The following is an 11,964-nucleotide window of genomic DNA, read 5'->3' on the forward strand; positions in this document are numbered from 1 at the left end:
GAGATGACCATCGAAATTATGCGGGTCCTGGCCGACCGTCTCAGCCATACGACGACCGAGCTCAGCGAGGCGCGCAGCAAACAGAAGCAGGCGGCGAAGTAACGATCAGCAGGCCCCCGTTTTTCCTGACAGTTTCCCCTGGTGTTCGTATGTCCCCGTCGCGTGAGATTGACCTGTGGGTTTTCTGCCAGCTATCTGTTAGATACTTCCATTTTGTCCATCTTCGCGCTTGGGAAACCTCCTGTCGCGACCAATGTTGAGCGATGGATGCGAGACAACGCAGGAAAATTCCTTATTCCCATAGTCGCCTTCCTGGAAATTGACCGCGGCATTGCAAACTCAGGCGCGCTGGCGGCACTGCCCGTGCCGACGCCTCACCGTCCTTTCCGCAAATGTGAAGCATTTCGAGCCTTTGCCGGTGACTGTGATCAACCCGCTGACTGATCCGCTTCCGGCGTAATCTCGCCGCTCACCAGATCAACTGCAAAATTGCGTGAAGGCAGACCCGACAGATAGCGGTCCATCATTCGCAGCATCCGCCCAAACCGTTCCTGGGCACAGCCGATCTGATTAGCAATGTGCCTGGAATAGACCTCAATCAGGAAGCGATAGGCCGCAAGCCGCTGCGGCGAAATGCGCTCGAGTGCCATCTCGCTTCCCAGGCGCAGGCGGTACCAATCGCCAAGCAGGCCGAGAACGGGGATCGCATCCAGCTGATCCCTCCGAATGCCTCTCGCCTCAAGCAGCGCTTGATTGCTGGCAAGGGCGCCCTCGCGTGCCCGCTCGGCATGAATCAATGCAACCGCATCCTCGACAGGGACTGGCTGTTTGCACTGGCTGAGCACGAGTAAGTCGCCGAGATTGAGCTGCGGCATGATCCGCGCGAGATCTTTCGGCCACTCGCGCCGCAGGTAACGATGCACGACCAGCTGGTCGACATGCTCCGAGAGGAATTCCCCGTAATTTGCAGCATCGAGCATTCTCCCAACCTTTTTGCCGGTGAGATTGATCTCGACACGGTATTGGCTGTTTACGGCAGGATCGGTGGGCAGATGATCGAGGCTCACCGTTTCAACCCGCAGCCTTGTACCTTCGAGCGTCACAATCTTGAACGCCGGCGGAAAAGCGACCAGCGATGGAACCCCGATATTGACCAGCGAGCCCCCCTCACCCTGCACGCGCGCGGTATCGTTGACATGCAGATGGCCGCTGAAATGAATGCGTAAGCCTGCATTAATCACGGCTTTTGCCAGATCTGGTGAGGGCGTGCGCTCGGTCGAACTTGTCTTGCCGATCAGCGCGCGCTCGTCATCGGCTGTTCCGTCCAACATATCCAGCATCGGATAATGCGAGAATGCGAGTAACTGCTTGCCCTCGCGCTCTGCCCTTGCCACAACTTCCTTCGCCCAATCCAATACGAAGCGCTTGTGTTTCAGCATGGCGTTCCACCCGGCATTGGTACTGTCAATGAACGCACCGGCATCGCCTTCGGCAAAGTCGCCGTCGCGCGGCTCGAACACATTGGCGTCGATCATTAATAGCCACAGGCCCGCTACCGGCTCCACCAGATAGGATGCATCCATCAGTTGATATATGTTTTGCCCATTTGGCGAAGACACGAAATAGCGCCGTTTTGCCGGATCGCCGTCAGTCCCGAACGGCGTTTCCCAATAAATATCAGCGGATCTGCCAAAGAATCCGATATCGGGCAGTGCCTCCAGTCCCGCGGGGTAACCTGGACAATACATCTTGTTGGTGATCACCATGCCGTCCGCGTCGTCGTCAACAAATTCGCCGTCGCTCGCCACGATCGTATAGGTCCCGTCCGGATTGAGCAGGCGCTTGGCGTGGGGGCGGCCGTTCGGACCGAAAATATCGTGATTGCCGGGTGTCGCGATGAAAACGAGGCCATGGTGTTCGCGATAGCCGTCGAGCAGCGTGCGCAGTGCGGCAAGCGTCGCCACCTGGCCATCGTCGGAATAGTCACCAAGCAAAACGACGTGGCTGATCCCGCGCGCCACCACCCTATCGAGTGCAGCCCGCAAGGCATGGTAACTTTCATTGAATACCCGCGTCGACCGCACCGTGTCGGTCAGGCGGCGGGCAGTCATCCTGCGCCCGTCAACGTCGATACCGTCGAAATCATAGTCGCCATAAAGGTCATGAAAATGCGCATCCGCAATGACAGCAATCGGCGGGTATTTCGAAGAAGACATGGATCGTACGTTCCAGGTGAGAGACTGACCAACTTATACATTTGTCGCGACAAATGTCATAAAGCTTAAAAATCAATTCACTATCGCTTACATATGGTCTGACGCAGGCTTTAATTGCGCCGTTGATAAATAAAACGAAATCCAAGCCTCGCTTAACGAATGCAGTTTGGTTACGATGCCCGTAAAAGACGGGGAATTTGGGTGTAAAGAGCGGTATGAACGACGAAGTGTTTCGGGTGAAATTCTGGGGAACGCGTGGCAGCGTTTCCGTCTCGGGACCCGAGTACAAACGGTATGGCGGCAACACCGCGTGTATTGAAGCCCAGTGCGGCAAACACAAGCTGATTTTTGATATGGGTTCAGGCGTGCGGCAGGCGGGTGAGGCCGTGGCGCAGGAAGGTGTCGATCACGTAGACATCATCTTTACCCATTGTCACTACGATCACATCATCGGCCTTCCCTATTTCGCACCGCTCTACAACCCGATGATGAATGTGCGGCTGTGGTCCGGACATATGGCCGGTGTCATGACCACGCGCGAAATGGTCAAGCAATTCATGCGCCCACCATGGTTCCCGATTGAACCGGATATTTGCAAGGCCAGCATTGGCTTTCGCGATTTCCGCTCCGGCGACGTGCTTTCACCTTTCGAGGGCATCACCATCCGCACCGGCAGTCTCAATCATCCCGGCGGCTGCATTGGCTACCGCGTCGAATGGGCAGGGCGTGTCCTGGCACTGATCTTTGATACCGAGCACGAGGCAGGAAAGCTTGATCCTGTCGTCATGAAACTCATCAAGGGTGCCGACCTCGTTGTCTATGATTGCACCTATACGGAAGACGAGATGCCGCGCCGTTTTGGTTATGGCCATTCGACCTGGCAGCACGGCGTCTTGCTTGCAGACGCAGCCAAAGTCGGCAAGCTTGCGCTGTTCCACCATGCGCCGTCGCGGACCGATGATGAACTCGACGAATTCGAGCGCCTGTCGAAAGAACAGTTTGCGGGCGCTTTCGCGGCCCGTGATTTTCAGGTGATCGATCTGTAGGCTAGAGCAGTTCCCGCAGGGAAACCCAATGGCCACCCGGCGCCTCGGCGACAACCGCAAAGAGCTTGCGCAGGAATGCCCAGGCGGATTCGTCATGCACCAGATGGTGGGTGAGGATACCGATGGGCTCATCGGTGCCGTCAAAGCGCTGTTGCAATTCCCTGACGATTGCCGCGACCAGCTCACCATGAGCGCGGCAACCACGCGTGCCATGCCAATCCATCAGGTCCACATGGGTGTTGATAACCGGCAGGAAAGCCGCATGTTTCGGCTTGACCTTCCCGATTACAGACAAGGCTTTAAAGCCAAGCGCTGGCAATTGCGGCAACACTAGCGGATCGATACGGTTCCAAGGAGGCACCAGCACTGGTACGAACTGCTTTGGAAACAGCTCCTCGATCCGCGAATAACCATCCCGGAGCTGGCGAAGAACGATCTCACGCGGCCGATGTGATCCAAGTTCCTGCTTCTTCTCGTCCTGCGGTGCATGGTTTTCATGCGACCAGCCATGTACGGCAACGCTTATGGTTCGCTCCTCAGTCAGCTGGTCGCAAAGGGCGTTTTCGGCATGTGCGGGGACCACCGCAAGCGTCATAGGCACCGCATTTTCCCGGCCAAGTGCCAAAAGTCGGTCGAGCGCTTTTGTGGGCTTTATGGCGTCGTCATCGCGCAGCCAGAAACGTGCGCTGCGGTTCGCATGGATCCAGCGCGCGAGTTCGGCGCGCAGTGGCTGCCATAGCTTATCGTCCGTCATTCGCCCCATGCTCCCGCAATATCTGATCAAGCCGCTTGGATGCGATGTCAAGCGAACGCTCTTGCAGTATGAAGCGCCGCGCCGCAGTGCCCATCACTTCCCGCTGCTCTTGATTGTCAAGCATCTGGCCGATGGCTCCTGCAAAGGTCTTTGCATTGCCAGCCTCTGTCAGTGTACCGGTCACGCCATTCCTGACGACCTCCGGTACTCCGGCGGTCGCCTGTGCCACGACCGGCAATCCGGCTGCCTGCGCTTCCATGTAGGCAATGCCGTAGGCTTCGCCGGTTCCCGGCCAAACATAGGTTCCGCCCAGATAGAGAAGGTGTACGACGTCCGCAGCCTTGCGTTCACCCAACCACTCGATCCGGCCCGCGCCGAATGTAGAGAACAATGCCATCACCTCATTGCGTGTTGGCCCATCGCCAATCACACTCAGTTTCCAGCTTCGATCTTCAATAAGGGCCAGCGCTTCGGCGAGCATTTTGTAACTTTCGAGCTTGTCCCCCGGCCGCATCATTGCGATTGTCACGAGACGATAAGGATTCCTGCTCGAAGGCTCTGTTCGAAAGGCCGAAACATCGATGAATGGCTGCAATCGCGCGACCCGCGCCTCCGGGATAGCACTGGATAGGCCAATCTCATCACGCTGCGTAAAGCAAATATTCACCGCCGCCTGTCGCGCGGCATCAACGACCAGCGATTGCAACCCGGCCCAGCCCGTATCATCCCGCCGCTTTGAATAGGACGCCTCGGCCGTCACGTAGGGAATGCTGAGCGCCGCCGCGAGTGCTGGGCCGATCAGATCAGGTGCCTTGTAGTAGGGATGGTAGCAGAACCAGAGATCTGGCTTTGTTCCTTGCCGCCACTGGTCCATCAGGCGCACTATTTCCTGCTTGGCCGAGGCGGCAACTTTTTTGCGTTCGACGGGGTCGGGTGTAGCGGTAAAGCTGCGCAGTTGCGAAGCGATTTCGACGCTATGCCCCGCCTCATTCAAAGCCGCGACGAGAAGCTGCGCCATCTGCCGGTCGCCCGACGGGACCGGATGATTGGGCGATTTGAGAGGGGCGTAAAAAGCAATATGCATGAGTTTTATGATTTGTGCTTAACGGGTGTTCGACCTACGAAGCATGCACACGCATTTGCCGGTAATTGCAAGCAGGATGTGCGTAAGACTGATAGGCCCGTCCAACACGCGAGATACACATAATTGTCATGAAGGGCAGGCCTTGTCTTGCCATTATAAAAGAGCAATTGCGCACACAGTGTTCATCTCGCCAAATCATTATCTGTCGCTTAGATTAGTCGGCATAAATCAAGGTATTCATGACAATAGCAGCAGCGCCCCGCTTTTCCGAACGATCCCTGCGCAGGGCACGACTGGTTTCGGGGCTGATCATGCTCGTCTTTGTGACGCTGCATCTCAGTAATCACGCGCTAAACCTGATTTCTCTGACGGCCGCCGAAGAAGGGCGGCTGTGGTTCACAGCAATCTGGCGCAATCCTGTCGGGACCTTGCTGCTTTATGGAGCGGTTTTCGTCCATATCGCGCTTGTCATGCGATCGCTCTATATGCACCGTACATTCGTCATGCCAATGCGCGAGGCACTGCAGATCATTCTCGGACTGCTGATCCCCCTCCTCATCATCGAACATGTGATCGCCACCCGCATTCGCTTCGAATTGGTAGGCATTCAGGACAGCTACGAGGCGGTCATACGCGCCCTGTGGATCGAATCACCGGCGAACGGTCTGCGCCAGACCATGGCGCTTCTTGTCGTTTGGACGCATGGATGTATCGGCGTCCATTTCTGGCTGCGTTACCGCAAATGGTATCCGAAGGCGGCACCGTTCCTACTTACTTTTGCCATTCTCCTGCCGGTCCTCGCCCTACTTGGCTTTGCTGATACCGGGCGGATCCTCGAGAGTGAGCCGGTGCAATCGAGCTATGGCAGTGGTTATTCTTCGGCCTATGGCGCAAGAAGCCACGACATGCCCGCTGCCGTCCGCGCCGCTCGGCTGCAGCGCCTGCAAATGGCCAAGCTCACGCTTTATGGCGGATTTGCCGCAACCTTGCTGATCGTTGTTGGTCTGCGTACACGCCGCAGCTGGCGAGAGCGGGCTGATCAGATCGAAGTTCGCTATCCAGGCGGCGAAACGGTTCGGGTCCCGCGCGGATTCAGCGTCCTTGAAGCAAGCCGTCTGGGCGGCGTGCCGCACTATGCGGTCTGCGGCGGCAAGGGAAGATGTTCCACCTGTAGGGTCCAGGTCGTCGAAGGAGTGGCGACGCTGCCGCCTCCAGAATCGACAGAACAGGCGACGCTCAACCGGATTGGTGCAGATCCCGGCGTGCGCCTCGCCTGTCAGCTGCACCCTGTAAGCGATATCAGCGTCGTGCCGCTGCTCGTTCCCTCTGTGGATGGTATCGTGCCGGTCGGCAGCCAGCCTGTTAATCCTGGCCGCGAACAGGAAATCGCCATCCTCTTTTGCGATATCCGCAGCTTTACCATGCTCACCGAAGCGCAACTGCCCTATGACATTGTCTTCCTGCTCAATCGCTACTTCGCCATCATCGGCCAGGCGGTCGAACGTTCCGGCGGCCGCCTGGACAAGTTCATCGGTGACGGCGCAATGGCGCTATTTGGACTGAGAGGCTCGACCGAGGAAGCGTGCCGCAATGCGCTGAAAGCAGCCGCGATCATTACGATGGAGATCGAACGTCTGAATGAGGAATTGGCGGGCGAGCTCCCCATGCCAATCCGCGTTGCCATAGGTATCCATACCGGTCCCGTCATCGTCGGTGCCATGGGCTATGGAGCAGTGAAGAACCTCACCGCGATCGGCGATACAGTCAATGTTGCCAGCCGTCTTGAGAGCGTTGCCAAAGAGCTCGACGCCACGCTGGTCGCGTCGGAACCGACGATCCTCCTGGCAGGTTCGGACACACAGGCACTTGAAAGCCGGGAAATCGCCATTCGCGGAAGGGCCGAACCACTGCGCGTTTATATCATCCCGCAGGAAATGAGCGCCCGATTCGCTTGATCTGGTGGGGCGCGTATGGACAAATATCGACCAGAAAATCTCCAAGCGTTGTGCCGTTACGCATTGCACTTGATTATGATCGTTAGCTTCGACACAAAGGGCTTGAGGACTATTGCCGTAGCGGATCGACGCGGGGGATTCAAACAGCTCATATGGCCAAGCTAACGCTGGCGCTGATCGGCATTGGGCGCAGCTGAAGCACCAGAACATTTGAGATTGCCGGCATTCAAGCTGCATCCGCTCAAAGGAAAACGGAAAGATCGTGTCCCGCGGCGTGGTGTAGCTGACGGCGTGGTCGCCGCGCTCTCCGGCATGGGCCGGGAAGATCAGCGCGCCACAGCGGGCAGGCTGATGAAGGGATCATCGCTCAAAGGGGCGATGGTTTCCAGCGTCATGTATCTGGTGCGCTGGACGGCCCATTCATCGTTCTGCTCGAGCAGCAGAGCACCGATTCGGCGCACCGATGTCGTCGGCATCTTCCCCAATGACGACGCCATCGTCCGCCTGGTCGGTGAGATTGTTGTGTTACCCGCGAGTTTCCGGATGGCGCTAGGGCCTGTTTTCAAAGCCCCAATCAACGGCACAGCATCACCGGAGCTCGTCGAGCAGCGCCTTGGCTTCGTTTAGATCTGGCGTGTCGAAGCCCTCGGTGAACCAGCCATAGGTCGGCGCGAGCAGGTCGTGCGCCTCGGCGCGCTTGCCCTGTTCGGCCAAAAGGCGCGCAAGCGATGTGGCGGCGCGGAGCTCCCAGGATTTGGCACCTTGCTCACGAGACCGTTCGATCGCTTGGCGGAACGAGATTTCAGCCTCGTGGCAATCGCTTGGTTCTGCGGCAGCCCATATGGCACCTCGGAGCCGCAGCAATTCGGCATCGCACCACTGCTCGCGGGTCCGGTTCACCTGGTCGAGAGCCCGATCGATCAGGCGCACGCCGTCCGACGCGCGATTGACACTCCCGAGCACCTCGCCGAGGAATCCCATCGTGTACGCCTGCGTCACTTGCGTTCCGACGGCCTGCATCCGGGCCAGGCTATCCTCAATTTGGGCGATCGCTCGCTCCTTCTGGCCCTGCTTCGCCGAGAGCCATCCCTTCTGCTGGGCGGCCATGGCAGCCCAGAAGGGATACGCCTGCTCGGTCGCGAACGTGAGCGCACGGTCGATCCGCTCCTCGGCTTCGGCCACCTCGCGTCGAAATAGTCGTAACCACGCTGCCCATATCAGCACGTAAGCGCGGCTGAAGGGGTGCGCGAATCGCTCGGCCAAGACAAGGGCGTCTTCCATCCGGGTCAGCGCCTGGTCGGGGTAGCCGAGGTGCCAAAGCACCGCTGAACCGCGACATAGGCAAATCGGTCCGGGATCCTGGCCGTAGAGCGCGAGATGAGCTCGATGTTGCTGTGGGCGATACGCTTCGGAGGCCAGCTCTAAATGTTTCCGTGCCTCCCTGAAGTCGCCGCGCCAAGAAAAGCTGATTCCCCGAGCATAATGGGCTTCGACCACCCACACGGGATCGTTACTCTGCAGGGCAAGGTCGAGAAGCCGTCCGCTCAGCTCGTGCGCCGACGTGAGTTCGGCGCGCGTGGCCGAGTAGATGGCCAGGCCGAGCAGAACCGGGAAGACATCCGCATCTTCTGGCATCACCTCGCAAAGGCGGCGCGCGCGAGAATATACCCGCTCGACCTCGGCATTTGCGTAGCCATTCTTGGCGGTGAGCACGCGGCCCAGCACCGTTAGCGCTGCGAGCTCGCGCCGCTGGCGCTCCGGGCCCGCAGGGAGCGTTTCGATTAAGTTCAGCGCTTTCTGCAGATGGCTCTGGGCCTCATCGTTCGCCGAACGGTCGTTGGCGCTCTCTCCCGCGCGCTGCCAATAGCTGATGGCCTGAAGAGAGAGGCCTGCAGCCATATAGTGCTGAGCCACGATCTCGGGCTCGTGTTCGACGACCTCGCCGAAATGCTGCTCGAGCGCGTGGGCGATCCGGGTGTGCAGCTGCTGGCGGCGACTGTGCAGCAAGGTGGCATAAGCGGCATCTCCCACCAATGCGTGCTTGAAGATGAACGTCGCGTGCGGCGGCCGACCGCGCGCGATCACGAGTTCGGCGCTGATTAGTTGGTCGAGGGCGCCCTGCAGTTCCCGTTCCTCGCGCTGCGCGACCGCCGCCAGCAGCTCATAAGAGAATTCGCGGCCGATGGCGGCGCCAATCTGCGCGACCTCCCGCGCTGGCGTCATTAGCCGATCGAGCCGCGCCAGCAGAGAATCCTGCAGGGTTGCAGGGATCGCCAACGGTGGCAGCGGGCCCGAGAGTGCGTAACGATCGCCTTCATCGGTCAGCACGTCAGATTCAATTACGGCCTTGGTCACCTCCTCGAGGAACAGGGGCACGCCGTCTGTCTTGGCCATCATCTGCTCGAGCAACCCGCCCGGCAGCGCCTTGCCCCCGGTCAACCGCTCCACCAGGGCCGTGCCCTGCCGGCGGCTTAAGCGGTTCAGCGTGAGCGAGGTGACCTGCGGGTGGCCGATCCACCGCGGCTCGAACTCAGGGCGGAAACTGAAGATCGCCAATACTGCAAGGCGGGGGATCCGCTGGACCAATCGGTCGAGAAGCTCTAGCGAAGTTGGATCAATCCAGTGGATATCCTCGAAAACCATCAGCACGGGCTGGCGGGCCGCCAAGCCAATAAGCTGCCGGGCCAGAGCCTCGAGGGTCAGCTCCTTCTGGCGCTGAGGGCTGAGGTTCAGGGGTGCGTAGCGGCTGCCTGCCGGGAGCGAAAGGAGCGCCGACAACAAAGGGGCGACGTCCCGGACCTTGTCTGTGGACCGCGCCAAGAGGCGCTCCAGCTTGTCGAGTTTTACGCTCGGCGAATCGTGTGGATGGAAGCCAGCCGCGCGGGTGAGCTGGACAATCGACGGGCGAAGGGCGCTATTTGCGTGGAACGGCGAGCACTGGCAGCGGATGCGGATGTGCGGCCGGTCCCGCAGGCGCTCGCGGAGCGCCTGAATCAGGTGCGACTTGCCGATGCCGGGCTCGCCGGAGAGCAGGACCACCTGCCCCTCGCCGGACGCGGCCTTGCTCCAGAGCTCCGCGAGCAGAGCAAACTCGTGCTCGCGCCCAACTGTGGGGGCGAGGCCGCTCATCGCGCGCGCTTCGAACCGGGTCTCGGCGGCACTCTCGCGAAGCACGCGCCACGCGCGGATCGGGGCGTCGAACCCTTTCAGGTCGTGCAGGCCCAGGTCGGCGAGCTCGAACAGCCCGCCGAGCAGTCGGCGCGTCGCGAGCGGGATCACGATCTGGCCAGGCGCAGCCAATGCTTGCAACCGCGCCGCTAGGTTCGGCGACTCGCCGACCACCGCTTCCTCCTGCGCCGCTCCTTCGCCGATGAGATCGCCCACCACCACCAGCCCCGTTGCGATGCCGACACGTACCGCCAGCGCCGCTTGTGCCGGGGTCGCGAGCCTTGCGATCGAATCAACGACCGCCAGCCCGGCGCGCGCGGCGCGCTCGGCCTCGTCCTCGTGCGCCCGCGGCCAGCCGAAGTAGGCGAGCACCCCATCGCCCATGAACTTGGCGACGTGGCCCTCGAACCTTGCGACGTCGCCCGCGACCGCGTTCTGAAACGCACGTATGACATCGCGCATCTCTTCAGGATCGAGCCTGCTCGACAGCGCCGTCGAGTCGACAAGGTCGACGAACATGATCGTCAGTTGGCGACGCTCCGCCTCGGCTGCGCGAACCGTGTGGGCCTGCGCAGGCTTCTTGGTTCCCTGCGCCAATGTAGGGTCTTCATCACTGCCGCTCTGGCGCAACACCGCGATGGCTTCGAGCAACCTCCGCCGATGGCCAACGGCGGTGATGCCGATATTTTTGAGATCCTCGGCCGTCAGCTTCGGCAGAACCTCACCATCGACCCCGTTGTCGCGGAACGCCTGATCGTACTGCTCGAGGCCAAGGGTGCGTAGCCAAACCTGGATGTCCACCTTTGCTGGTCTCCGATTGCTCCTCGCCATAGAGCCAGTCGTCAAAGTCGCGGAGGAGTCGGCGGACATGCCCTGCGGAAATTTTAGTGCGAGGCCAGTCCGCAGCCTTCCACATTTGGAACGATCCGGCGAGCTTCACGAGGCCGCCTTCGCCATGGGCCGGGAAGATCAGCGCGCCACAGCGGGCAGGCTGATGAAGGGATTATCGCTCAAAGTGGCGATGGTTTCCAGCGTCATGTATCTGGTGCGCTGGACGGCCCATTCATCGTTCTGCTCGAGCAGCAGAGCACCGACCAGGCGGACGATGGCGTCGTCATTGGGGAAGATGCCGACGACATCGGTGCGCCGCTTGATCTCGCGGTTGATGCGCTCGATCGGGTTGATCGAGTGCAGCTTGGTGCGATGCTCCTTCGGGAAGGTCATGTAGGCCAGCACATCGGGCTCGGCGTCGTCCATGATTGTCGCGAGCTTCGGCACCTTCGGTCGGATCTGGTCGGCGACGGCGCGCCATTGTGTGCTGGCGGCCTCTGGCGTCTCCTGCGCGAAGGCGGTGGCGATCAAGGCTGAGACGACGCGGCGCCCGCTCTTTCCGGCGTGGGCCAGCACGTTGCGCATGAAGTGGACCCGGCAGCGCTGCCAGGTTGCGTTGAGCACCTTGGCGACGGCCGCCTTGATGGAGGGCGCGCCCGCGAGCGGCTTCGCTGACGCCGAGCTACACCACCTCCGGGGACGCGACCAAACGGAAAGGTTATTGATCAATTTGGGTCAATGGAGAGTAGCATGTTACGTTTCGCTTTAGCGGACAGGACATCGAACGGGTTGACTATCTCGACCACCACCAGGAGCAAAAGCCATGATAAAGAACCCCGCGCACCCGGAAACCGGATTGAAAAAAGCGGTATTTGATTGGCTAGGGCTGAGTGTCAGTGAAGCCGCTATA

The 11,964-nt window shown here is 60.0% G+C and carries 6 protein-coding genes and 3 pseudogenes; 3 read left to right on the forward strand and 6 right to left on the reverse strand.

The annotated features are described in order from the left end of the window. Positions 1-102, forward strand: a pseudogene (locus AAAC48_RS26740) (cyclic nucleotide-binding protein); the annotation flags it as partial. A 326-nt stretch (positions 103-428) separates the two neighbouring features. Here AAAC48_RS26740 and AAAC48_RS26745 read toward each other — a convergent pair. Beyond that, a complete protein-coding gene (locus tag AAAC48_RS26745; RefSeq protein WP_340657105.1) occupies positions 429-2,216 on the reverse strand; it encodes a metallophosphoesterase in 1,788 nt (595 codons plus the stop codon). 215 nt (positions 2,217-2,431) lie between these two features. Between AAAC48_RS26745 and AAAC48_RS26750 the strand changes: the two genes are divergently transcribed. Next, positions 2,432-3,262, forward strand: a complete 831-nt coding sequence (locus tag AAAC48_RS26750) for an MBL fold metallo-hydrolase (RefSeq protein ID WP_340657106.1) — start codon at positions 2,432-2,434, stop codon at positions 3,260-3,262. A gap of 1 nt (position 3,263) precedes the next feature. Here AAAC48_RS26750 and AAAC48_RS26755 read toward each other — a convergent pair whose 3' ends face one another. Together AAAC48_RS26755 and AAAC48_RS26760 are read right to left on the reverse strand one after the other, a co-directional pair. Next, positions 3,264-4,016 (reverse strand): polysaccharide deacetylase family protein, encoded by a 753-nt coding sequence (locus tag AAAC48_RS26755; RefSeq protein WP_340657107.1) that lies wholly within the window; start codon positions 4,014-4,016, stop codon positions 3,264-3,266. Beyond that, positions 4,003-5,100, reverse strand: coding sequence for a glycosyltransferase family 4 protein (locus tag AAAC48_RS26760; protein ID WP_340657108.1), 1,098 nt, complete (start codon positions 5,098-5,100; stop codon positions 4,003-4,005). The genes AAAC48_RS26755 and AAAC48_RS26760 overlap by 14 nt, the downstream gene beginning before the upstream one ends. Before the next feature lie 239 nt (positions 5,101-5,339). Between AAAC48_RS26760 and AAAC48_RS26765 the strand changes: the two genes are divergently transcribed. Continuing rightward, positions 5,340-7,055, forward strand: a complete 1,716-nt coding sequence (locus tag AAAC48_RS26765) for an adenylate/guanylate cyclase domain-containing protein (protein ID WP_340657109.1) — start codon at positions 5,340-5,342, stop codon at positions 7,053-7,055. A 326-nt stretch (positions 7,056-7,381) separates the two neighbouring features. On the opposite strand, the pseudogene AAAC48_RS26770 reads toward AAAC48_RS26765, so the two are convergent. The 3 genes and pseudogenes from AAAC48_RS26770 to AAAC48_RS26780 all read right to left on the reverse strand — a co-directional run. Then, positions 7,382-7,516 (reverse strand): annotated as a pseudogene (locus tag AAAC48_RS26770) (IS256 family transposase); the annotation flags it as partial. A gap of 127 nt (positions 7,517-7,643) precedes the next feature. Next, entirely contained in the window at positions 7,644-11,024 is a 3,381-nt protein-coding gene (locus AAAC48_RS26775) for an AAA family ATPase (protein WP_340657110.1), read from the reverse strand. A 168-nt stretch (positions 11,025-11,192) separates the two neighbouring features. Further along, positions 11,193-11,699 (reverse strand): annotated as a pseudogene (locus AAAC48_RS26780) (transposase); the annotation flags it as partial. Positions 11,700-11,964: the final 265 nt, after the last annotated feature.

Origin of the sequence: Phyllobacterium sp., assembly GCF_037994405.1 — a bacterium.
Lineage (GTDB): Bacteria > Pseudomonadota > Alphaproteobacteria > Rhizobiales > Rhizobiaceae > Phyllobacterium.